The organism is Pseudomonas sp. BT76 TE3572, assembly GCF_050435365.1.
Classification (GTDB): Bacteria; Pseudomonadota; Gammaproteobacteria; order Pseudomonadales; family Pseudomonadaceae; genus Aquipseudomonas; species Aquipseudomonas fluorescens_W.
Genome location: NZ_JBNDKE010000001.1, coordinates 1,450,258 through 1,473,396, shown reverse-complemented (window position 1 = coordinate 1,473,396; position 23,139 = coordinate 1,450,258). Strand labels below are relative to the sequence as shown.

Annotated in this window: 21 protein-coding genes; 15 read left to right on the top strand and 6 right to left on the bottom strand. The window is 59.7% G+C overall.

From position 1 onward, the window contains the following. Nucleotides 1-130: 130 nt before the first annotated feature. Together ABH912_RS06575 and gloB are read right to left on the bottom strand one after the other, a co-directional pair. The gene (locus ABH912_RS06575) at nt 131-1,585 is read right to left on the bottom strand and encodes a transglycosylase SLT domain-containing protein (RefSeq protein ID WP_033054614.1); all 1,455 of its coding nucleotides are present in this window, start codon (nt 1,583-1,585) and stop codon (nt 131-133) included. 99 nt (nt 1,586-1,684) lie between these two features. Beyond that, entirely contained in the window at nt 1,685-2,452 is a 768-nt protein-coding gene (gloB, locus tag ABH912_RS06570) for a hydroxyacylglutathione hydrolase (RefSeq protein WP_429510136.1), read from the bottom strand. Nucleotides 2,453-2,517: 65 nt separating this feature from the next. On the opposite strand from gloB, the gene ABH912_RS06565 reads away from it, so the two are divergent. The 5 genes from ABH912_RS06565 to ABH912_RS06545 all read left to right on the top strand — a co-directional run bounded on the left by ABH912_RS06565 (nt 2,518) and on the right by ABH912_RS06545 (nt 7,883). Continuing rightward, nucleotides 2,518-3,276: a methyltransferase domain-containing protein gene (locus ABH912_RS06565; protein WP_008152097.1), complete on the top strand. Its 759-nt coding sequence runs from the start codon at nt 2,518-2,520 to the stop codon at nt 3,274-3,276. A gap of 92 nt (nt 3,277-3,368) precedes the next feature. Further along, nucleotides 3,369-3,821, top strand: a complete 453-nt coding sequence (rnhA, locus tag ABH912_RS06560) for a ribonuclease HI (protein ID WP_008152099.1) — start codon at nt 3,369-3,371, stop codon at nt 3,819-3,821. Between the two features lie 122 nt (nt 3,822-3,943). Then, nucleotides 3,944-4,702, top strand: a complete 759-nt coding sequence (gene dnaQ, locus ABH912_RS06555; RefSeq protein ID WP_033054619.1) for a DNA polymerase III subunit epsilon — start codon at nt 3,944-3,946, stop codon at nt 4,700-4,702. 296 nt (nt 4,703-4,998) lie between these two features. Continuing rightward, nucleotides 4,999-7,254, top strand: coding sequence for an Orn/Lys/Arg decarboxylase N-terminal domain-containing protein (locus ABH912_RS06550; RefSeq protein WP_429510135.1), 2,256 nt, complete (start codon nt 4,999-5,001; stop codon nt 7,252-7,254). 14 nt (nt 7,255-7,268) lie between these two features. Then, the gene (locus ABH912_RS06545; protein WP_429510134.1) at nt 7,269-7,883 is read left to right on the top strand and encodes a GNAT family N-acetyltransferase; all 615 of its coding nucleotides are present in this window, start codon (nt 7,269-7,271) and stop codon (nt 7,881-7,883) included. Here the strand turns inward: ABH912_RS06545 and ABH912_RS06540 are convergent. Together ABH912_RS06540 and ABH912_RS06535 are read right to left on the bottom strand one after the other, a co-directional pair. Then, the gene (locus ABH912_RS06540) at nt 7,849-8,742 is read right to left on the bottom strand and encodes a LysR family transcriptional regulator (protein ID WP_033054627.1); all 894 of its coding nucleotides are present in this window, start codon (nt 8,740-8,742) and stop codon (nt 7,849-7,851) included. The two genes, ABH912_RS06545 and ABH912_RS06540, sit on opposite strands and share 35 nt — an antisense overlap. Before the next feature lie 88 nt (nt 8,743-8,830). Further along, nucleotides 8,831-9,091: a hypothetical protein gene (locus ABH912_RS06535; protein ID WP_033054629.1), complete on the bottom strand. Its 261-nt coding sequence runs from the start codon at nt 9,089-9,091 to the stop codon at nt 8,831-8,833. A 176-nt stretch (nt 9,092-9,267) separates the two neighbouring features. On the opposite strand from ABH912_RS06535, the gene ABH912_RS06530 reads away from it, so the two are divergent. After that, nucleotides 9,268-9,828, top strand: a complete 561-nt coding sequence (locus ABH912_RS06530) for an NADPH-dependent FMN reductase (RefSeq protein ID WP_033054631.1) — start codon at nt 9,268-9,270, stop codon at nt 9,826-9,828. 7 nt (nt 9,829-9,835) lie between these two features. On the opposite strand, the gene ABH912_RS06525 is transcribed toward ABH912_RS06530, so the two are convergent. Continuing rightward, nucleotides 9,836-10,489, bottom strand: coding sequence for a TetR/AcrR family transcriptional regulator (locus tag ABH912_RS06525; protein WP_033054633.1), 654 nt, complete (start codon nt 10,487-10,489; stop codon nt 9,836-9,838). A gap of 55 nt (nt 10,490-10,544) precedes the next feature. On the opposite strand from ABH912_RS06525, the gene ABH912_RS06520 reads away from it, so the two are divergent. Together ABH912_RS06520 and ABH912_RS06515 are read left to right on the top strand one after the other, a co-directional pair. Further along, on the top strand, nt 10,545-11,648 hold the full coding sequence (locus tag ABH912_RS06520; RefSeq protein ID WP_429510133.1) for a DUF2855 family protein: 1,104 nt from the start codon (nt 10,545-10,547) through the stop codon (nt 11,646-11,648). Between the two features lie 296 nt (nt 11,649-11,944). After that, nucleotides 11,945-13,228 carry an arsenic transporter gene (locus ABH912_RS06515; RefSeq protein ID WP_033054635.1) on the top strand — a complete coding sequence of 428 codons (1,284 nt, stop codon included), beginning with the start codon at nt 11,945-11,947 and terminating at the stop codon, nt 13,226-13,228. A 142-nt stretch (nt 13,229-13,370) separates the two neighbouring features. On the opposite strand, the gene ABH912_RS06510 is transcribed toward ABH912_RS06515, so the two are convergent. Continuing rightward, nucleotides 13,371-14,321, bottom strand: a complete 951-nt coding sequence (locus tag ABH912_RS06510; protein ID WP_429510132.1) for a DUF1853 family protein — start codon at nt 14,319-14,321, stop codon at nt 13,371-13,373. Nucleotides 14,322-14,428: 107 nt separating this feature from the next. Here ABH912_RS06510 and ABH912_RS06505 point away from each other — a divergent pair, with 107 nt between their 5' ends. The 7 genes from ABH912_RS06505 (at nt 14,429) to ABH912_RS06475 (ending at nt 23,119) form a co-directional block, all read left to right on the top strand. Then, nucleotides 14,429-15,319 carry an NAD(+) kinase gene (locus ABH912_RS06505; protein ID WP_007906781.1) on the top strand — a complete coding sequence of 297 codons (891 nt, stop codon included), beginning with the start codon at nt 14,429-14,431 and terminating at the stop codon, nt 15,317-15,319. Beyond that, a complete protein-coding gene (locus ABH912_RS06500) occupies nt 15,316-16,290 on the top strand; it encodes a metallophosphoesterase (RefSeq protein WP_429513060.1) in 975 nt (324 codons plus the stop codon). The genes ABH912_RS06505 and ABH912_RS06500 overlap by 4 nt, the downstream gene beginning before the upstream one ends. Then, a complete protein-coding gene (locus ABH912_RS06495; RefSeq protein ID WP_033054638.1) occupies nt 16,287-17,156 on the top strand; it encodes a rhomboid family intramembrane serine protease in 870 nt (289 codons plus the stop codon). Before ABH912_RS06500 ends, ABH912_RS06495 begins: the two co-directional genes overlap by 4 nt. A gap of 33 nt (nt 17,157-17,189) precedes the next feature. Next, complete coding sequence (locus tag ABH912_RS06490; protein WP_008152127.1) at nt 17,190-17,450, top strand: YeaC family protein; 261 nt, start codon at nt 17,190-17,192, stop codon at nt 17,448-17,450. Next, on the top strand, nt 17,447-18,277 hold the full coding sequence (locus ABH912_RS06485) for a DUF2797 domain-containing protein (protein WP_033054639.1): 831 nt from the start codon (nt 17,447-17,449) through the stop codon (nt 18,275-18,277). The genes ABH912_RS06490 and ABH912_RS06485 overlap by 4 nt, the downstream gene beginning before the upstream one ends. A 10-nt stretch (nt 18,278-18,287) precedes the next feature. Next, nucleotides 18,288-20,945, top strand: a complete 2,658-nt coding sequence (pepN, locus tag ABH912_RS06480; RefSeq protein WP_429510131.1) for an aminopeptidase N — start codon at nt 18,288-18,290, stop codon at nt 20,943-20,945. A 1,100-nt stretch (nt 20,946-22,045) separates the two neighbouring features. Further along, a complete protein-coding gene (locus ABH912_RS06475) occupies nt 22,046-23,119 on the top strand; it encodes a WD40/YVTN/BNR-like repeat-containing protein (protein ID WP_429510129.1) in 1,074 nt (357 codons plus the stop codon). Nucleotides 23,120-23,139 lie beyond the last annotated feature (20 nt).

Sequence of the window (23,139 nt, the reverse complement as noted above, 5' to 3'; positions counted from 1 at the left end):
ACCGCATGTTCAGGGTTCAGGGCTGCTTCGCAGCCCAACGGGAGCAAGCTCCCTCGCCACAGATACGATTGCAACCACACGAGACCTCAAATGGCAGGCGAAAAAAAGCCCCTGAAATCAGGGGCTCATTTTAGCGTGGCGAAGCCACCGTCAGCATCTGACCCGGCTTCAGCGCCTGGCCAACACGCGGGTTCCAGCGCTTGAGGTGTTGCATTTCAACGTTGAAACGTTTGGCAACCATATACAGCGAATCGCCTTGCTGGACCTTGTATTGGGTCTGCGGCTTTTCCTTGACTGCTTTGCTGTTGGTTTTGCTGTTTGCCGCCACGACCGTGTTGACACGGCCGCCGCTGCGCTTGGTGGTGTCCTGCATTACCAGGGTCTGACCCACCTTGAGGTCCTTGCCACTCATCTTGTTCCAGCGCTGCAGGTCCTTGACGTCAACCTTGTTGGCCTTGGCGATGGCTACCAGGTTGTCGCCACGTTTTACGCGATAGGCGCGTTTGAGGCTGGCGATTTCGGAGTCGTCGGCGCCTTCGAAGACCGGCTTGAACGATTTTTTGCTGATCAACTCTTCAGGACGCATGGTCGACAGACTGGCCGTCAGCAGTTGCGCCTTGGACGTTGGCACCAGCAAATGCTGGGGGCCATCGATGGTGGTGCGCTGCTTGAAGGCCGGGTTGAGCTGGAACAGTTCGTCTTCGTCGATGTTAGCCACCGCGGCGACCTTGGACAGGTCCATGCGCTGGTTGATTTCGACGACCTGGAAGTACGGTTCGTTGGCGATCGGGTTCAGGTTCACGCCGTAGGCTTCAGGTGCCAGCACCACTTGCGACAGGGCCAGCAGCTTTGGCACGTAGGCCTGGGTTTCTGCCGGCAGCGGCAGGTTCCAGTAATCGGTCGGCAAACCGAGTTTTTCGTTGCGCTCGATGGCCCGGCTGACCGTGCCTTCGCCAGCGTTGTACGCCGCCAGGGCCAGCAGCCAGTCGCCGTTGAACATGTCGTGCAGGCGGGTCAGGTAATCCATGGCCGCGGTGGTCGAGGCGGTGATGTCGCGACGGCCATCATAGAAACGGGTTTGACGCAGGTTGAAGTAACGCCCGGTGGAAGGAATGAATTGCCAAAGACCCACCGCGTCGGACCGGGAATAGGCCATCGGGTTGTAGGCGCTTTCAATCACCGGCAGCAGCGCCAGTTCCAGCGGCATGTTGCGTTCTTCAAGGCGTTCGACGATGTAGTGAATGTAGAGGCTGCCGCGTTCGCCGGCGTTTTCGAGGAAGGACGGGTTGCTGGCGAACCACAGGCGCTGTTGCTCGATGCGCGGGTTGACGCCCACGTTGTCTTGCAGCTGGAAGCCCTGGCGCATGCGCTCCCAGACGTCTTGTGGAATTTGTGGAGTCGGTTTTTCGCTGAGCCAGATGGGTTTCTGCTTGGCTCGAGCGGCGATGTTCGGAGTGTGTGTCGCGTCGGTCTGCGGCACATGGCTGGAACAGCCCGCCAAAGTGGCGGACACAGCCACCGCAATGGCTTGAGCCAAGCGGGTCAATGCGTCTGAATTGATGGCTTTACGAATAGATGACGACATTGGCTGGAAGTAAGTTCCGGGCAAAAATGTCGGGCGATTCTAGAAAGCGTACCCCCTGCGGTCAACCATTCAGAACTTTTGTACCAACATGATGGCTACTTAGAACTTATCTTTCCAAGCACGAAGAGCAGCAAAGACCGCACTCGGAGCCCGGTTTTGGGTTCCACTCCGTTCGTCCACTTTTTCTTTAACGGATGTTTCGTCGACACGCAAAAACGGGTTTGTCAGCTTTTCAAGCGCCAGAGTAGAGGGCAGCGTCATGATTCCGGCTTCACGTTGTGCGGTGACTTTTTCCAGACGTGCGGCGGTGTCCGGATTGCCTGGTTCGACCGCTGCGGCAAACTTCAAGTTGCTCAAAGTGTATTCGTGAGTGCAGTAGACCAGCGTATCTTCAGGCAGCGCGGCAAGGCGCGTCAGTGAGGTATGCATTTGCTCCGGCGTGCCTTCGAACAAGCGTCCGCAACCGGCAGCGAACAGGGTGTCACCGCAGAACAGCAAACCATGATGGTAATAGGCGATATGCCCCAAGGTATGGCCGGGGACGGCAAAGACATCGAAGTCCCAGCCCAGCACGCTGACGCGGTCGTTGTCCTTAAGGGCAACGTCTCGGAGCGGGATGGTTTCGCTGGCTGGACCGTAGACTGTCGCGTCTGTCGCTTTTTTCAGCTGCTCGACGCCGCCGACGTGGTCATGATGATGGTGAGTGATCAAAATATCACTCAACACCCAACCCGGATGCGCGGCGAGCCAGGCCTGCACTGGCGCGGCATCGCCCGGGTCGACCACTGCACAGCGCTGGGTGCGGTGGTCTTGTAACAACCAGATGTAGTTGTCGGTGAAGGCGGGCAGGGCACTGATCTGTATCATCGTCGGATTCGCCAAGCGGAAAACAATGGCGCATCTTAGAACTTCCTGGCGCGTTGGAGAATGCAATGACCGATAAAGCGTTCGCTCAGGCTGATCCTGAATGGCTGACATTGATCAGCGCGGCCCGTGAATGGCTGTCCGGCCCCATCGGGCAATTTCTGCTGGACGAAGAACGTCGCATGCTCGAAGACGAGTTGGGACGGTTCTTCGGTGGCTACCTGGTGCATTACGGTCCGTCGGCCCAAACGCCGCCGTCGGCGCCGCAAGTCCAGCGCAATGTGCGGCTCGGCGCGCCATTGCCGGGTGTCGAGATCGTCTGCGAAGAGCAGGCGTGGCCTTTGAGCGAGCATGCCGCCGACGTGGTGGTGTTGCAGCATGGGCTGGATTTCTGCCTGTCACCCCACGGCCTGCTGCGCGAAGCGGCGAGCAGCGTGCGGCCCGGCGGGCATCTGCTGATCGTCGGGATCAACCCCTGGAGCACCTGGGGCTTGCGTCACGTTTTTGCTCACGACGCCTTGCGCAAGGCTCGCTGCATCTCCCCGTCGCGAGTCGGTGACTGGTTGAACCTGCTGGGTTTCGCGCTGGAGAAACGCCGCTTCGGGTGCTATCGTCCGCCGCTTGCGTCACCCGCCTGGCAGGCTCGTCTGGCCGGTTGGGAGCGCAAGGCCGGTGACTGGCAACTGTCGGGTGGCGGCTTCTATTTATTGGTTGCGCGCAAGATCGTGGTGGGCCTGCGGCCCGTCCGTCAGGAGCGGCGCGAACCGATGGGCAAGCTGATTCCATTGCCGATGGCCAAGGTCAATCGTCGCCGCATCGATCCGTAATACACTTTTTATTTTCCCGGCCGGGTTTGCCCCGGCCTCGGGCATCGTCGATCACCGATCGGCGAGCCACCGCATTTTCTGGATAGATTGGCATGAGCGATAGCGTAGAACTCTTCACCGACGGCGCCTGTAAAGGCAATCCTGGCCCAGGCGGCTGGGGCGCTTTGCTGGTGTGCAAAGGCATTGAAAAAGAACTGTGGGGCGGCGAAGCCAACACCACCAACAACCGCATGGAGCTGATGGGCGCGATCCGCGGCCTTGAAGAACTCAAGCGCTCTTGCGACGTGCTGCTGGTCACCGACTCGCAGTACGTGATGAAAGGCATCAACGAGTGGATGGACAACTGGAAGAAGCGCGGCTGGAAAACCGCCGCGAAAGAACCGGTGAAAAACGCTGATCTGTGGAAGTTGCTGGATGAACAGGTCAATCGCCACAACGTTACCTGGAAATGGGTGCGCGGGCACATCGGTCACCATGGCAACGAACGCGCCGACCAATTGGCCAACCGTGGCGTAGACGAAGTGCGCGGTTACAAACAAGCCTAAGCCTCAGACTGATCGTTCCCACTCAGAGCGTGGGAGCGATCAGCGCCGGCACCTGAAAGACCCCGGCGAGCGTGTTAACATCGCCGCTTTTGCACGAATGACCCGTTGAGAGCTGAGCACTGATGGCCACCAGATCCGTTGTACTCGATACCGAAACCACCGGCATGCCGGTGACCGACGGCCACCGGATTATCGAAATCGGTTGTGTCGAGTTGATCGGTCGGCGCCTGACGGGCCGGCATTTTCACGTTTACCTGCAACCGGACCGCGAGAGTGATGAAGGCGCGATTGGCGTCCACGGCATCACCAACGAATTTTTGGTCGGCAAGCCGCGCTTCACGGAAGTGGCCGATGAGTTCTTTGAATTCATCAAGGGTGCGCAGCTGATCATCCATAACGCGGCGTTCGACGTTGGCTTCATCAACAACGAATTCGCCCTGATGGGCCAGCACGATCGTGCGGACATCACGCAACATTGCTCGATTCTCGACACCCTGATGATGGCCCGGGAACGTCACCCGGGGCAGCGCAACAGCCTCGACGCCTTGTGCAAACGTTATGGCGTCGACAACTCCGGTCGTGAACTGCACGGCGCCTTGCTCGACTCCGAGATCCTCGCCGACGTTTACCTGACCATGACGGGCGGCCAGACCAGCCTGTCCCTTGCCGGCAATGCCTCCGATGGCAACGGGTCCGGGGAAGGCGCGGACAATTCCGCCACCGAGATCCGCCGTCTGCCGGCCGATCGTCAGCCGACGCGGATTATCCGTGCCAGCGAAGATGACCTGGCCCAACACGTGGCACGCCTGGAAACCATCGCCAAATCCGCCGGCGCCCCATCGCTCTGGCAGCAACTGGCCGAGGCCAAGGCTCAAGCCTGATAAATCTGCCTTAAGTGAAAGGGCTGTTGTGGCGAGGGAGCTTGCTCCCGCTGGGTTGCGTAGCGACCCTTTGCATTCTTCCAGTAACACCAGATTTTCAGGATTTGCGACTGCTGCGCAGCCGAGCGGGAGCAAGCTCCCTCGCCACAAGTACTCATCTCGACTTTGGATTCCTCGCTACACGATGGTGCGCGCGATGACCTCCTTCGGGGCGCCGCACTCGCCACATGCGCTCGAACCCTCTACCCTGAGGTGATTGGCGGACCACGGTCTGCCGCCTCAGGACACTGAGCCCCATGTATAAAGATTTGAAATTCCCGGTCCTGATCGTCCATCGCGACATCAAGGCCGACACCGTCGCCGGTGACCGCGTGCGTGGCATCGCCCGGGAGCTGGAGCAGGAAGGCTTCAGCATTGTCTCGGCGGTGGATTACACCGAAGGGCGTCTGGTTGCCTCGACCCATCACGGTCTTTCCTGCATGTTGATTGCGGCCGAAGACGCCAGCACTCACTCTCATCTATTGCACAACATGGCCGAGCTGATTGGCCTGGCACGGGTGCGTGCGCCCGACTTGCCGATCTTCGCGCTGGGTGAGCAGGTGACCCTGGAGAATGCTCCGGCCGACGCCATGGCTGAACTCAATCAGCTGCGCGGGATTCTTTATCTGTTCGAAGACACCGTGCCTTTTCTGGCCAGGCAGGTCGCCCGAGCGGCTCGCAAGTATCTGGATGGTCTGCTGCCGCCGTTTTTCAAAGCGCTGGTGCAGCACACGGCCGACTCCAATTATTCCTGGCACACACCCGGCCATGGCGGCGGCGTGGCGTACCACAAGAGCCCGGTGGGTCAGGCGTTTCACCAGTTCTTCGGGGAAAATACCCTGCGTTCCGATTTGTCGGTGTCGGTGCCGGAACTCGGCTCTTTGCTCGATCACACCGGTCCGCTGGCAGAAGCCGAGGCCCGTGCTGCGCGCAATTTCGGCGCCGATCACACCTTCTTCGTGATCAATGGCACCTCAACCGCCAACAAAATCGTCTGGCATTCGATGGTCGCTCGCGATGATTTGGTGTTGGTGGATCGCAACTGCCACAAGTCGATATTGCACTCGATCATCATGACCGGCGCCATTCCGCTGTACCTGTGCCCGGAGCGCAATGAGCTGGGGATCATCGGCCCGATTCCGTTGAGCGAATTCAGCCGCGAATCGATTCAGGCCAAGATCGACGCCAGCCCGCTGACCAAAGGCCGGGCGCCCAAGGTCAAGTTGGCGGTGGTGACCAATTCGACGTACGACGGCCTCTGCTACAACGCTGAGCTGATCAAGCAGCAACTGGGCAACAGCGTCGAGGTCTTGCACTTCGATGAGGCCTGGTACGCCTACGCGGCGTTTCACGAGTTCTTCGCCGGACGTTTCGGCATGGGCACGTCCCGCAGTGAAGACGGCCCGCTGGTGTTCACCACCCATTCCACCCACAAACTGCTGGCGGCGTTCAGCCAGGCGTCGATGATTCACGTGCAGGACGGCGGCGCGCGGCAGCTGGATCGGGATCGCTTCAATGAAGCGTTCATGATGCACATCTCTACCTCGCCGCAGTACAGCATCATCGCTTCGCTGGATGTGGCGTCGGCCATGATGGAAGGCCCGGCCGGACGATCGCTGTTGCAGGAAATGTTTGACGAGGCGCTGAGTTTTCGCCGGGCGCTGGCCAATTTGCGCCAGCACATCGCTGCTGACGATTGGTGGTTTTCCATCTGGCAGCCGCCGTCGGTGGAGGGCATCAATCGGGTGATCACCGATGACTGGCTGCTGCAGCCCGACGCTGACTGGCACGGCTTTGGCGGCGTGACCGACGACTACGTGTTGCTTGATCCGATCAAAGTCACGTTGGTGATGCCTGGCCTGACAGCAGGCGGCGCCCTCAGCGAGCGCGGGATTCCGGCGGCGGTGGTCAGCAAATTCCTTTGGGAACGTGGGTTGGTCGTTGAAAAGACCGGGCTGTATTCGTTCCTGGTGCTGTTCTCCATGGGCATCACCAAGGGCAAATGGAGCACGTTGCTGACCGAGTTGCTGGAGTTCAAGCGCAGCTACGATGCCAATGTCAGCCTCGCGACCTGCCTGCCGTGCGTGGCGCAAGAGAATGTCGCGCGCTATCAGGGCATGGGTTTGCGCGATCTGTGCGATCAATTGCACGCCTGCTACCGCAGCAATGCCACGGCCAAACACCTCAAGCGCATGTACACGGTGCTGCCGGAAATCGCCATTAAGCCGTCTGACGCCTATGATCAATTGGTGCGTGGCGAAGTTGAAGCCGTGTCGATCGATGCTCTGGATGGGCGGATCGCCGCGGTGATGCTGGTGCCGTACCCGCCGGGGATTCCGTTGATCATGCCCGGCGAGCGCTTTACCGAGTCGACGCGCTCGATCATCGATTACCTGGCATTTGCGCGCACGTTCGATAGCAGCTTCCCGGGGTTTGTCGCTGATGTGCACGGATTGCAACACGAAGACGAGGGCAATGGACGGCATTACACCGTTGATTGCATCAAGGAATGAGGACCTTTCCGAGTATGCAACCGATCATGAATCCGAAATTCCCAGGGCTGTCGGTACGCGTTGCCGATGATGGTTTTGCAGCCTACATCTGGGGCAGTGACTTCAGTTTTGAAGTCGTGGCCTACGGCGCAGCCGAAATCGGTAAACCGGTGGAGCAGTGGCTGGTGACGCCGATCACGCCCTATCGCAAGTGCTACGGCATTGATCCCGAAGAATTCAGCAGTTTCCGCGATGCCGCTGACAGCGCGATTTTCATGGCTTATCTCGATGATGAGCCGGTGGGTCACCTGGTGGTCAGCACCAACTGGAACGGCTTCGCCCATATCGACGAGTTGGCGGTGCATGCGCCGGCGCGCCGTCATGGCGTGGCCAAGGCGTTGCTGGATGTGGCGCAGTTCTGGAGTCGAAAAAAGAAACTGCCGGGCATCATGCTCGAAACCCAGAACAACAACCTGGGGGCCTGCCGGCTCTATGAGCGCCGCGGTTACGTCCTGGGCGGAATCGATCATCTGCGTTATCGCGGGATCGATCCGAACACCGCCGAAGTGGCGCTGTTCTGGTATCGATTGTTCGATAACCCGCTGGAAGCGCCGCTTAGTTCGCCAGCATCGCCACGGCTTGTTCCGTGATGATGCCCAGCAGTGCCTGAATCGCCGCTGATGGCTCGCCGTTGTTGAGGGTCAAGGCATAAAGGCTGATCGGCACGGCCGGCGCCAGCGGGCAGGCATCCAGTCCAGCCGATTTGGCCCCGAGGGCGGTGAAAGGGTCCACGATGGCCAGGCCTTCACCGGCCTCGACCATGCTGCGCATCATCTGGTGAGTCTGTACCCGGGTCTGAATGACCGGGGCAGGGCGCAGGGCATGCAGCTTGTTTTCCAGCGCCGGGCTCAGCGGATCATGACCTTCCAGGCCAACCATCGATTGGCCGGCCAGGTCCTGCAGCGAGATGTACTTTTGTTTGGGTTGCAACCAGCCGTGGGGCGCGAGCAGCTGAAGTTTGCCTTGGGCGATCACCTGGCAATGAATGTCGGCGTGATCGGGGTCATGCAGGCTCAGGCCCAGATCGCTTTCGCGCAGCAGCAGGTTTCTGACGATCTCGCGAGTCGGTTGACTCAGAAGGGTGCAAGGGGCATCAGGAAGGCGTCGGCGCAGGGCGGCAATGCTCTGTGGCAATAACTGCTGTGCGAGGGGCGGCGTGCAGACGATCCGCAAGGGCGGAGCCTGATATTGCTTGAGGCTGTTGGCCAGGCGCTGGACCGGCTCGAGCGCTTCATAGACGTGGGCGATCTGGGCCTGTAACTCCCGCGCCTCGCGCGTAGCCTGCAAGCGTCCACGCACGCTGGAAAACAGCATGAAACCCAACTGATCCTCGGCTTCGCGCAGAATCCCTTCGACTTCGGCCACAGGCAACTGCAGCCATTCGGCCGCGGTGCCTAGGTGACCGGTCTGCAAGAGCGCCTGGATCACTTCGATATGACGTAAACGCATGCGTGAAGTCCATGTTCAGCAGGTGAGGGAGTCAGTGGCTGAATCCTAACTCAAGTGCGCGCATATGACTTCTGCTCATAACACGGAGTTATGAGGCGATCGTGGGTTCCGGCCGGCTGCCGACATAGGTGTCGGGCTCGCGCACGATAGTGACGTCTGATTGCACCAGCAAAAACTGGTTGTCATCGAGCTTTTTAACGCGATCGCCAATGGCCAGCTTATAAGTGGTGACAGGCACCGAGCCAGTGAGGCCGTCTGCCGACGGGGTGGATTCCTGGAACTCATGCACGGAATAAACGCGGCCTTCCGCGTCTCTTGCATGGAACTGACCGACGAGTACTGCTGCCATCTGCTTAGAACCTCTGGGGATAAATCACTCAATTTGCGGCTCAGTAGACCGTGGTTGGGCGAGGTAAGTTTTCCTACAGGAAAAAAATAGTCAGGGGCGGCGATTTTCAGTCGCCCACGGGTTGAATCGTCATCTATAACTACAAGCTCTTTCCATCGGACAGTCGAGAATCTTCCATGAGCAACGTCTATACGATCGCTGTACTGGTCGGCAGCTTGAGAAAGGAATCGATCAATCGCAAGGTGGCGCTGGCCCTGGCCGAACTGGCGCCTGCCAATCTCAAACTGGTTATCGTCGAAATCGGCGATCTGCCGCTCTACAACGAGGACATCGATGGTGATTCACCGCCGGCAGCCTACAGCACTTTCCGGCAACAAGTGAGCTCATCCGACGCGGTGCTGTTCGTCACCCCCGAATACAACCGTTCGGTGCCTGCGCCAATGAAGAACGCGATCGATGTGGGTTCGCGTCCCTACGGCAAGAGTGCCTGGAGCGGCAAGCCCGGAGCGGTGATCAGTGCTTCGCCGGGCGCTATCGGTGGTTTTGGCGCCAACCATCACCTGCGTCAGTCGATGGTGTTTCTGGATGTGCCGTGCATGCAGCAACCGGAAGCCTATCTGAGCGGCGCCGGTTCCGCGTTCGACGAGGCGGGTAACCTGTCCGAGTCGCTCAAACCGTTTTTGCAAAAATTCATCAATGCTTATGGGCAGTGGGTCGAGCAGCATAAAAAGCAATGACGCTCACTTAGCCACGGAGCCGGCCACAGATCATCGATTCGATCTCCAGCAGCCATGCGGCGGTTTGCGCCGCCGCAGGTTGTGCGGTGACGCAATACCGGCGACCGCCCCACGCCGTGATTAGCCAGGCATCAATGGTTGTTTCTGAAGGGCATACGGGCAAATCGGTACAGGCTGCGAAGGCTTCGCGCCACTTCTGCGACAGCTCCTGGAACACTCGCCGATGATGTTTGGGTTCGGCGATCTGGTGTTCGAGGGTCATCAGTTCATAGTCGAACAACGGTTGCCTGGTCTCGACCGGGTCACAGGTCAGGCGTATCAGACGCTGGGTCCGGGTCTGCCAATCCAGATCCGTGGGCTGTACGACCTGTTCATCCACCTGCTGCAACAGATGCTCCAGGCAATGTCGGACGTAACCTGACAGCAAGGCTTCCTTGCTCGGGAAATAGTCGTACAACGTGCCAATGGCGACGCCTGCTTCCAGGGCCACCGCGCGCGTGGTCAACCCCGACCAGCCGTCGCGTTGCCAAATCCGAACAAACGCTTCGTAAATTGCCTCTACGGTGAAAATCGCCCGGGCCTGGCTCGGCCGTTTCAACGGCTTGGCGCGGGGATTGAGCGTGGAGGTGCTGCCCCTGGAATTTCCGAACCCGCTCTTCATCGGCTGCCACTACTCTGGTGCGACCCGCCACTCACGCGCAGCAGGAGTCTGAAAGATGCAAAGTTCAAGCACGGTAACACGGCTGATTACCCGCAAAAACGCCCTTGACCAAAGTCGAATCGAGCAGGAGCAACGTAGCCTGATTCCGGCCGCCGGCGAGGTGATTGTCAAGATCGACCGGTGCGCGTTGACCACCAACAACATTACCTACGCGGCCTATGGCAACTCGATGAACTACTGGGAATTCTTTCCTACAGGGTTAGCGGAATGGGGGCACGTCCCGGCGTGGGGTTTTGCCGATGTCGTGGCGTCTGATGTGGCCGGCATCGAGGTCGGGGAGCGTTTCTACGGGTATTTTCCGATTGCCAGCCATCTGTGGATGCGCCCGGAACGGGTCACCGAGCGTGGTTTCTATGACGCCGCCGAGCATCGGCAGGCGCTGACGTCGGCGTACAACCAATACACCCGTTGCAGTTGGGATTCGTACTACAGCCCTGAAACCGAAAACCTGCAGATATTGCTGAAACCGTTGTTCCTGACCTCGTCGATGCTCGCGGATTTCCTGCAGGATCAACAGTTCTTCGGCGCAACTCGACTGGTGATCTCCAGCGCTTCGAGCAAAACCGCCTATGGCACGGCGGTCTGCCTGGACAATCACCCGGGACTGGAGCGAGTGGCGCTGACCTCGACCGGCAACAAGGCGTTTGTCGAGAAACTCGGTTGTTACGAGCGAACGGTGGCCTATGCAGAACTGGCGAGCCTGGCCAATGACCGTCCTACGTTGTATGTAGATTTTTCCGGCGACCTGGATTTACGGGATCAGGTCCACCAGCATTTTGCCGGGCAGTTGGTTTACAGCTGCTTCGCCGGTTCTGCGCAAAGCACCGATGAGGCTAGATTGACGGCCATTGAAGGGCCGCAACCGGTGTTCTTTTTTGCGCCGATCCAGATCCGCAAGCGCAATGCCGAGTGGGGGCCAGAAGGGGTCAGTCAGCATATTGGTGAGGGCTTGCAGCGTTTCTACCGGCAGTTGACTACGGCTGACAAACCATTGCTGGAAGTGGTCGAGAGCAAAGGCTATGAAGCCGCGCAGAGTGTGATTTCCCGGCTGTTTCACGGCCAGATCGCACCGATCGAAGGGCATGTGATCAGGCTATAGCGTCCCGATCGAGGGCCGTGTGATCCGGCTATGACACACCGCTCCGTCGTAGCAGCTGTCGAGCCTGCGAGGCTGCGTTCGGCGACGCAGTCGTCGTGAAATCAGGCACTGCGGTGTCCCAGGAATACCGCGTTCGCAGGGTTTACGACGACTGCGTCGCCGAACGCAGCCTCGCAGGCTCGGCAGCTGCTACATCGACCTTGGTGTGTTTAGGGATAGGAAAGCAAGTTTGGGCTTTACTCCGCTCGTGCATTGCGGCTGAATCGCGGTTTGTTTTTTCGACAAGGCTGTACTGCATGCTGATCGCATCGTTGATTTTCCTGCTGACCATCACCTTGGTGATCTGGCAGCCAAAAGGCCTTGGCGTTGGCTGGAGCGCAGTATTCGGCGCGGTGCTTGCGCTGATTTTCGGGGTCGTGCACCTGAGCGACATCCCGCTGGTGTGGCAGATTATCTGGAACGCCACCGGGACCTTTGTCGCGCTGATTGTCATCAGTCTGCTGTTGGACGAGGCGGGATTCTTCGCCTGGGCAGCGTTGCATGTGGCCCGCTGGGGGCGGGGCAGCGGACGCAAGCTATTTGCTTACATGGTGTTGCTCGGTGCGTTGGTGTCGGCGTTGTTCGCCAACGACGGGGCAGCGCTGATTCTCACGCCCATCGTGATTTCCATGCTGCTGGCGTTGCGCTTTTCCCCGGCGGCGACCCTGGCGTTCGTCATGGGCGCCGGTTTCATCGCTGATACGGCGAGTCTGCCGTTGGTGGTGTCGAACCTGGTGAACATCGTTTCCGCGGACTTCTTCCACATCAGTTTCAACCGTTACGCGGCGGTGATGATCCCGGTCAACCTGGTGAGTGTCGCGGCAACCCTGGCGATGCTGATGTGGTTTTTCCGTCGTTCCATTCCCAAGGATTACGACCCCGAACAACTGGAGCATCCGGCTTCAGCGATCCACGACCACGCCACGTTTTATGCCGGTTGGGCCGTGTTGGTGATTCTGCTGCTCGGCTGCTTCGCGCTCGAGCCTCTGGGGATTCCGATCAGTGCCATCTCTGCGGTGTGCGCGGTGTTGCTGCTGGCCATCGCGGCCCGTGGTCACAAGATTTCCACGCGCAAAGTCATCAAAGAAGCGCCGTGGCACATCGTGATTTTCTCGCTGGGCATGTACCTGGTGGTGTATGGCCTGCGCAACGCCGGACTCACGGGGTATCTGGCCGGATGGCTGGATGGTTTTGCCGGTTACGGCGTGTGGGGCGCGGCCATGGGCACGGGCGTGCTGACGGCGCTGCTGTCGTCGGCAATGAATAATTTGCCGACGGTGCTGATCGGTTTGCTGTCGATCGATGCCAGCCAGGCGACCGGGGTGGTGAAGGAGGCGATGATCTACGCCAACGTCATCGGCAGTGACCTGGGGCCGAAGATTACACCGATCGGCAGCCTGGCGACGTTGCTGTGGTTGCATGTGCTGGAGCGCAAGAGCATTCGGATCGGTTGGGGGTATTACTTCAAGGTCGGGATTGTGCTGACGGTGCCGGTGTTGTTGGTGACGTTGGCGGCGCTGGCTGTGCGGTTATCCGTTTAGACCGAGTTGGCCCCATCGCGGGCAAGCCCGCTCCCACATGGACCTGCGAAGCTCATATTTTTGATCAACACAAATCCCTGTGGGAGCGGCGGTGCGGCGATCCGACTTGCCCGCGATGGGGCCAGTGCTATCACCACAAAAACTAGCCATTACCCGGCACATTCGGCCAAAGATCCGCCACCAGAAACAGCCGCTCGGCTTCTTCCCAATCGCCCTGGGCGTTTTCTGTGAGTCGCACCAGCAACCGCGCCGGGGCCAGTGGCTCCAGGTCGCTGAGCCAGGCATTCAGCTGTTCAGTGCTCCAGGTCTGCTCCACCGGATAGTAGGCCGGTGCCAGCCAGGCATGGCGGGGCAGGGGTTGCCAGCGACCGAACGGGCGCTGCACGACAAAGTCTGCCCAGTCCTTCTGATGCAGCCAGCTACCGCGTAAATGCAGGGGATGTGCGCCATTCGGTGGCTCGGCAGGTCCCGGCCACGGATACAGCAAATAGCCGCCCAGCCACAAATGCGCACTGAACTGCTGGATATCCAGCGCGGCCAATACTTCGCGGCTCTCCGGGCGCGCCGAAATCGGTAATTGATGCTGAGTCAGATGGGCCAGTTTGCGGTCCAGTCGATCGTGGCAGCCGGGGCCGAGCCACTGCGCCGTGTCGTGTCCGTCGCCATTTTGCGGGCCGAGGTAAAGTTTGATTGCCAATTCCAGATGATGCACGCCGTCACGATCGCGCAGCAGCATGTCCAGCTCACCCAGCGTGTGACCTTCGCGGCGGATCGGCATGTTGGCGGCAATCAGGTCGATACCCGGTGCGTGCCGCACGGCGTATTGCCAGAGGCGTTCGTAGTACAAGCCCAGTCGCCGGGTTCGGGCCTGCGCCAGCCAGTGCAGCAAGTCATAACTGTCTCGATCCAGTTGCCGCAGCCACTGTTCCAGCCGCTCCGGCGCTTGTACCCAGTCACTGCCGGTCAGCGGATGACGCTGCGGCCACGTCGTGACGCCCAGCATCGGCGGCGCGAGGATGACCCAGGCCAGGTCGCGCACTTCGGGGTGGCGCAACTGGTGGGGTAACTGCAGCAAATCGGGAAATAAGATCATCTTGCGAGCATAGCCTCAATCGTGAGTACACCGTTGTGGCTGAAAGGATTTTGTCTATCCTGCGCTTTCGCCCATAATCGTGTTTTTCACCGTCGCGCAGGAACCTCATGGAGCAATTTCGTAATATCGGCATCATCGGTCGCCTGGGCAGTTCTCAGGTGCTGGATACCGTCCGCCGACTGAAACGGTTTCTGCTCGATCGTCACCTGCACGTGATCCTCGAAGACACCATCGCCGAAGTCTTGCCCGGTCATGGCCTGCAAACCTCGTCGCGCAAGATGCTCGGTGAAGTATGTGACATGGTGATTGTGGTCGGTGGTGACGGCAGTCTGTTGGGCGCCGCCCGCGCGCTGGCCCGACACAATATTCCGGTGCTCGGCATCAACCGTGGCAGCCTGGGCTTCCTGACCGATATTCGCCCCGATGAGCTGGAAGTCAAAGTCGCCGAAGTGCTCGACGGCCACTATCTGGTGGAAAACCGCTTCCTGCTGCAAGCCGAAGTCCGCCGTCACGCCGAGGCCATCGGCCAGGGCGACGCGCTGAACGACGTGGTGCTGCACCCCGGCAAGTCGACGCGGATGATCGAGTTCGAGTTGTACATTGACGGCCAGTTTGTCTGCAGCCAGAAGGCCGACGGCCTGATCGTCGCCACGCCGACCGGTTCGACGGCCTACGCGCTGTCGGCGGGCGGGCCGATCATGCATCCCAAGCTCGACGCTATTGTGATTGTGCCGATGTACCCCCATACCTTGTCGGGCAGGCCGATTGTGGTCGATGGCAACAGTGAGCTGAAAATCGTCGTGTCCAAAGATATGCAGATTTACCCGCAAGTCTCCTGTGATGGGCAGAACCATTTCACCTGCGCACCGGGTGACACCATCACCATCAGCAAGAAGGCCCAGAAGCTGCGGCTGATTCACCCGCTCGATCACAACTACTATGAAGTCTGCCGGACCAAACTCGGCTGGGGCAGCAAGTTGGGTGGTGGAGGCGACTGATGCTCGATCCCGCGCGTAGCTACGACCTGATCGGTGACGTGCACGGTTGCGCTCTGACCCTTGAGCACTTGCTCGACCGGCTCGGTTACCAAAAACACGGTGGTGTCTGGCGGCATCCGTCGCGCATGGCGGTGTTCGTCGGCGACATCATCGACCGCGGCCCGCGGATTCGCGAAGCGCTGCACATCGTTCACGACATGGTCGAAGCCGGCCAGGCGCTGTGCATCATGGGTAACCATGAATTCAACGCCCTCGGCTGGAGCACGCCGGCACCCCCGGGCAGCGGCAAGCAGTTCGTGCGTGAGCACACCCCGCGCCATGCCCGTTTGCTGAGCGAAACCCTCACCCAGTTCGAAGACCATCCGGCTGACTGGCATGATTTCCTGCAATGGTTCTATGAGATGCCATTGTTCGTCGATGCCGGGCGATTCCGGGTGGTGCATGCCTGCTGGGACGCGGGGCTGATCGAACCGCTGCGCGCGCTATTCCCCAATGGTTGCGTCGATGAACATTTCCTCCAGGCCTCGGCCGTACCGGGCAGTTTCGCCTGCACCGTGTTCGACCGCCTGCTGCGTGGCACTGACATGCGCTTGCCTCATGGGTTGACCATGACCAGTGGCGATGGCCTGACGCGTTCGTTCTTCCGCACCAAGTTCTGGGAAGACGACCCGCAAACTTACGGAGACATCGTGTTCCAGCCCGACGCCTTGCCCGAACCCGTTGCCCGGACGCCGCTGTCGTCCACTGAAAAAAACACCTTGCTGCGCTATGGCGTCGATGAGCCATTGTTGTTCGTGGGCCATTACTGGCGCAGCGGCAAACCGGCGCCGATCCGGCCGAACCTGGCCTGCCTGGATTACAGCGCGGTGCTCTACGGCAAACTGGTTGCCTACCGCCTGGACCAGGAAACCCGTCTCGACCCGCATAAATTTGTCTGGGTCGATGTCGAGCGGCCGGAGGTGCTGCGATGAGTGCCGTTGCCGTTTTACGGCTGCCGCTGGCGGTGGACTTGAGCGGGTTCGTCAAACTGTTGCAGCGCATGCAGGTGCCGCATCGGGTCAGCGAAGAGGCGGGTGAACAGGTGCTATGGGTGCCGGCCAACATCAGCGAAGACGTGCGTGTGTTGTATGAGCGCTTCCCGGCCGGTGATCCCGATCAACAGCTGGACATTCCGGTGGCGCAAACCATCAATCGTCCCGGGTTCGTCGAGCAACTGCGCCACGCCAAGGCGACAGCATTCGTGTTGCTGCTGAGCCTGCTTGTCGGCGCGGTGACGCTGCTGGGCGAAAACCTCGACACGATGCGCTGGCTGACCTTCCTTGATTTCCGCGTTGTCGGCGAGTACATCCACTTCGTGCCCTTGGCCGACAGCCTGGCGGCGGGGCAGTGGTGGCGTCTGGTGACGCCGATGCTGATCCACTTCGGCATCCTGCACCTGGCCATGAACGGCATGTGGTACTGGGAACTGGGGCGACGTATCGAGTCGCGCCAGGGCAGCATCAACCTGATCGGCCTGACGTTGCTGTTCGGCCTGGTCTCGAACTACGCCCAGTATTATTTCAGTGGCCCGACCCTGTTCGGCGGGCTGTCCGGCGTGCTCTACGGCCTGCTCGGGCATTGCTGGATTTTCCAGATATTGTCGCCGAACCGTGCTTATCGCCTGCCGCGCGGCGTGCTGGTGATGATGCTGGTGTGGCTGCTGCTGTGTCTGTCGGGGCTGGTCTCGATGATCGGCTTCGGTGAAATTGCCAATGCGGCCCACGTCGGCGGGTTGCTCGTCGGATGCTTGACCGGCTTGTTGGGTGGTTTGTACAACCGCCGTAAACTGGCCGCCTAAAACAGTTATGTATTAAAGAGCGCGGAGCCCTTGATGTCCTCTTTTAACGAAATGATCAACAACATCACCCCTGATATCTACCAGAGCCTGAAACTGGCGGTGGAAATCGGCAAATGGTCCGACGGTGGCAAACTCACCGCCGAACAACGCGAACTGTCGCTGCAAGCGATGATCGCCTGGGAAATCCAGAACCTGCCCGAAGACCAGCGCACCGGTTACATGGGCGTGCAGGAGTGCGGCTCCAAGTCGATCGAAGTGCCGAATATCCTGTTCAAATCGGATGCCGTCCATTGATCGAGATTGGCCGCGGTGCAATCAGCAAAATGTCGGCGCGCCTTGACGGGCCGAACGTGCAGTACGCGTTTCGTCTGGACGACGTCGAGGTGCCGGTCAATCCGTTGATCGGGACCACGGTGCGCCTGGAATACCTGGGGGCGATTCATTGCTCCCATTGCGGACGCAAGACCAAAACCAGTTTCAGCCAGGGTTACTGCTACCCGTGCATGACCAAACTGGCCCAATGCGATATCTGCATCATGAGCCCGGAGCGTTGCCACTATGACGCTGGCACCTGCCGTGAGCCGGAGTGGGGCGAGAAGTTCTGCATGACGGATCACATTGTGTATTTGTCCAACTCTTCGGGGGTGAAGGTCGGGATTACCCGCGCCACCCAGCTGCCGACCCGCTGGATCGATCAGGGCGCCCGTCAGGCCTTGCCAATCATGCGGGTTTCGACCCGTCAGCAGTCGGGCTTCGTCGAAGACCTGTTCCGCAGTCAGGTGGCGGACAAGACCAACTGGCGTGCTTTACTCAAGGGCGATGCGGTGTCGGTCGACCTGGCGCAGGTTCGTGATCAGCTGTTCGACAGTTGCGCCGAAGGTTTGCAAGGTTTGCAGGAACGATTCGGCCTACAGGCGATCCAGACTATTGCCGATGTAGAAACGCTCGAAATCCGCTATCCGGTCGAGCAATACCCGGCCAAAATCGTCAGCTTCAACCTGGACAAGAATCCGATTGCCGAAGGCACGCTGCTAGGGATCAAAGGCCAATACCTGATCTTCGACACTGGCGTGATCAATATTCGTAAATACACGGCCTATCAGCTCGCCGTGCATCAGTAAGGACTCCAGCATGCGCACCGAACAACCGAAGATGATCTACCTGAAGGACTATCAAGCGCCCGAGTACCTGATCGACGAGACGCACCTGACCTTCGAGTTGTTCGAGGACCACAGCCTGGTCCATGCGCAACTGGTGATGCGCCGCAATCCTGAACGTGGCCCGGGCCTGCCGCCGCTGGTGCTGGATGGTCAGCAGCTTGAGTTGTTGACGGTGAACCTCGCCGACCGCGAACTCGGCGCCGACGACTACGTGTTGACCGAGAACCATCTGACGCTGCAACCCTTGAGCGAACGCTTTACGGTCGACACCAGCGTGCGCATTCACCCGGAAACCAACACCGCGCTGGAAGGCCTGTACAAATCCGGCACGATGTTCTGCACCCAGTGCGAGGCCGAAGGCTTCCGCAAGATCACCTATTACCTCGACCGTCCGGACGTGATGAGTACGTTCACTACCACGGTGGTTGCCGAGCAGCACAGCTATCCGGTGCTGCTGTCGAACGGCAACCCGATTGCCTCAGGTCCTGGCGAAGACGGCCGGCACTGGGCGACCTGGGAAGATCCGTTCAAGAAACCGGCCTACCTGTTTGCGTTGGTGGCCGGTGATTTGTGGTGCGTCGAAGACAGCTTCACCACCATGACCGAGCGCTCCGTGGCGCTGCGCATTTACGTCGAGCCGGAAAACATCGACAAGTGCCAGCACGCCATGAACAGTCTGAAGAAGTCGATGCGCTGGGACGAAGAGGTCTACGGTCGCGAGTACGACCTGGACATCTTCATGATCGTCGCGGTCAACGACTTCAACATGGGCGCCATGGAGAACAAGGGCCTCAACATCTTCAACTCCAGCGCCGTGCTGGCCCGCGCCGAAACCGCCACCGACGCCGCACACCAGCGGGTCGAGGCGATTGTTGCCCACGAATACTTCCACAACTGGTCGGGCAACCGCGTGACCTGCCGCGACTGGTTCCAGTTGTCGCTCAAGGAAGGCTTCACCGTGTTCCGCGATTCGGGTTTCTCCGCCGACATGAACTCGGCCACGGTCAAGCGCATCCAGGACGTGGCGTACCTGCGCACCCACCAGTTCGCCGAAGACGCCGGCCCCATGGCTCACGCCGTGCGCCCGGACAGCTTCATCGAAATTTCCAACTTCTACACCCTGACCGTGTACGAAAAGGGTTCGGAAGTGGTCGGCATGATCCATACCTTGCTTGGGGCCGAAGGCTTCCGCAAAGGCAGCGACCTGTACTTCGAACGCCATGACGGCCAGGCCGTGACGTGCGACGACTTCATCAAGGCCATGGAAGACGCCAACGGCGTCGACCTGACCCAGTTCAAGCGCTGGTACAGCCAGGCCGGCACACCGCGTTTGGCGGTCAGCGAGTCCTACGACGCGGCGGCGAAAACCTACAGCCTGACGTTCCGTCAAAGCTGCCCGGCAACCCCGGACAAGGTTGAGAAGTTGCCGTTCGTGATTCCTGTCGAGTTGGGCCTGCTGGACTCCAAAGGCGCGGCCATTGCGTTGCGTCTTTCCGGTGAAGCCAGCGCTCAGGGCACCTCACGGGTCATTTCGGTGACCGAAGCCGAGCAGACATTCACCTTCATCGACATCGCGGAACAGCCATTGCCTTCGTTGCTACGTGGCTTCTCGGCGCCGGTGAAACTGAGCTTCCCGTACAACCGCGATCAGCTGATGTTCCTGATGCAGCACGACAGCGACGGTTTCAACCGCTGGGATGCGGGTCAGCAATTGTCGGTTCAGGTGCTGCAAGAGCTGATTGCTCAGCAGCAAAAGGGCGAGAAGCTGGTGCTGGATCAGCGTCTGGTTTCTGCTTTGCGCACTGTGCTGTCGGACGAGACGCTGGATCAGGCGATGGTCGCGGAAATGCTTTCGCTGCCGGGCGAGGCGTATCTGACCGAGATCAGCGAAGTGGCTGACGTTGACGCCATTCACATCGCTCGCGAGTTTGCTCGTAAGCAATTGGCAGAAGGTTTGTTCGAGGCGTTGTGGCTGCGTTATCAGGCCAATCGCGATCTGTCGAAGAAAACCCCGTATGTCGCCGAGGCCGAGCACTTCGCTCGTCGCGCGTTGCAGAACATTGCGCTGTCGTACCTGATGCTCATCGGTAAACCGGAAGTGTTGGCGGCGACGCTTGAGCAGTTCGAGACCAGCGACAACATGACCGAGCGTTTGACGGCGTTGGCGGTGCTGGTCAATTCGTCGTTCGAAGACGAGAAAGCCAAGGCCCTGGCCAGTTTTGCCGAGCACTTCAAGGACAATCCGCTGGTCATGGATCAGTGGTTCAGCGTCCAGGCCGGCAGCGTGTTGCCCGGTGGTCTGGAGCGGGTCAAGGCGTTGATGCAGCATCCGGCATTCAACATCAAGAACCCAAACAAGGTGCGGGCGCTGGTGGGGGCGTTTGCCGGGCAGAACCTGATTAATTTCCATGCGGCGGATGGTTCGGGTTATCGGTTCCTCGCGGATCTGGTGATCGAGTTGAACGGGTTTAACCCGCAGATTGCTTCTCGGCAGTTGGCGCCGCTGACTCGTTGGCGCAAATATGACGATGCGCGTCAGGCGTTGATGAAAGGCGAGCTGGAGCGGATTCGCGCTTCGGGTCAGTTGTCGAGTGATGTGTTTGAGGTGGTCAGCAAAAGCCTGGCCTGAGTTTGGGTTTGCTATGGCGGCCTTCGGGCCGACCATGCTGTTGTTGACTGAGTACATATCCGTTGCTGCGGTAACGGCGACTTAGGGTTTCGCCCTTACGGCGACTCACTTTTTTTACAAACGCCTAAAAAAAGTAAGCAAAAAAACGCTCACCCCAAGCGTCCGGCCCCTCGCTTAGGCTCGGCGTTCCTTCGTTCCGGTATCCATCCGGGGACACTGCCCTCCGGTCTGCTTCGCGACGACCTACATGCAGCGTGTTCGACTGCGTCGAACGGCGCTGCGCGCCACTCCCCGGATGAACACCTCCACTCAGCCTGCCGAAGGGGCGGGTGGATCAAGATCAAAAGCTGCTGGCGAGCTCACGCTCGGCCTGTTGAGTGGTGAGAAGCGGGTGTACACCCATCCCCTGTAGGAGCTGTCGAGTGAAACGAGGCTGCGATCTTTTGATCTGGCTGTGGCTGTGGCTGTGGCTTTAGATCTTGATTCTGCTTTTGATCTCTCGCCCCTTCGGCAGGCCGAGCGTAGGTGTTCATCAGGGGGTTAGGCGCGTAGCGCCGTGCGGCGAAGCCGCACACATCGAGAGGAGGTCGTCGCGAAGCAGACCGTAGGCGATGCCCCCTGATGGATACCGGAGCGAGGGAACGCGGAGCTTTAGCGAGGCGCCGTACGCCGGGGCGAAGCCTTTTGGTTACTTTTCGGCGTCTGGAAAAGTGACTCGCTGTAAGAGCGAAACCATAAGTAGCCGTTACCGCAGAAATGGATATGTACACCAAACCCCGAAACCCCGAAACCCCGAAACCCCGAAACCCCGAAACCCCGAAACCCCGAAACCCCAAACCCCAAACCCCAAACCCCAAACCCCAATCACCCCACCTGATACCCAAACATTCACCCAACCCCCATACCCCCCCAGGTTAACAAAACATAACGTGGCGTCGATTGTCAGACCTTTCCAAACCCCGATAGGATAAGCCAGCTTCCGAAGGGGGCTCTAGATTGCGCATTTCAGGACTATGCTCCAGAAAAGGCATTCGCAAAGAGCATCCCTTATGGCGCCCAGAAAGGTTGAACGACCTAACAATAATAATGGGGGAAGGTCTATGAGTGAGCCTGTCATGGGTGTGGGTATCTGCCGCCCGCCGGCACTACGCAAATTCGCGTTGCTGGCTACAGCGCTCTCGCTGTTGGGCTGTGCCGCGCTGTCGGCACCTGCGCTGGCCGCTGCGGCGCCAGCATCCGACATTGTTTATTCCGTTGAATCTGCCAAAGCCAGCAAGAGCCTGATGCTCGACGTCGTGCACGCCGGCAAACGCCTGGTGGCAGTCGGGGATCGCGGGCACATTTTGTATTCCGATGACCAGGGCGCGACCTGGACCCAAGCCAAGGTACCGACGCGGCAAATGCTGACGTCGGTGTATTTCGTCGACGACAAACACGGTTGGGCCGTCGGCCATGATGCGCAGATCCTCGCGAGCGAGGACGGCGGCGTCACCTGGACCAAGCAATTCGAAGACCTGAAACGCGAATCGCCGCTGCTCGACGTCTGGTTCCAGGACGTCAACAGCGGCTTTGCCGTGGGCGCCTACGGTGCGTTGATCGCCACCACCGACGGCGGCAAGCACTGGGAAGATGTCAGCGATCGCCTCGACAACGAAGACCAGTACCACCTCAACGGCATTGCCGCGGTCAAGGATGCCGGGCTGTTCATCGTCGGCGAGCAGGGCAGCATGTTCCGCTCTGCCGACGAGGGCCAGACCTGGGAAAAGCTTGAAGGTCCCTACCAAGGCTCGCTGTTCGGCGTGATCGGCACCGCTCAAGCCAATACGCTGCTGGCCTACGGGCTGCGAGGCAATCTGTTTCGCTCCACCGATTTCGGCACGACCTGGGAGCCGGTTGAACTCAAGGCCGCTCGCGGTGCGCTGGAATTCGGTCTGTCCGGCGCGACGCTGCTTGATGACGGTTCCATCGTGATCGTCGGCAACGGTGGCTCGGTGATCCGCAGTAACGACAACGGCGAAACCTTCAGCGTGTTCAACCGTCCGGATCGCATTTCCGTTTCGGCAGTCACCGCAGCGGGCAACGGCAATCTGATTCTGGCAGGACAGGGTGGCGTTCGTGTCACTTCGCCAACCGGCGCCGGCGCAGAGAATGGAAAAAATGGGTCGTCCAAATGAGCCGGGCAAATAATAAGAAG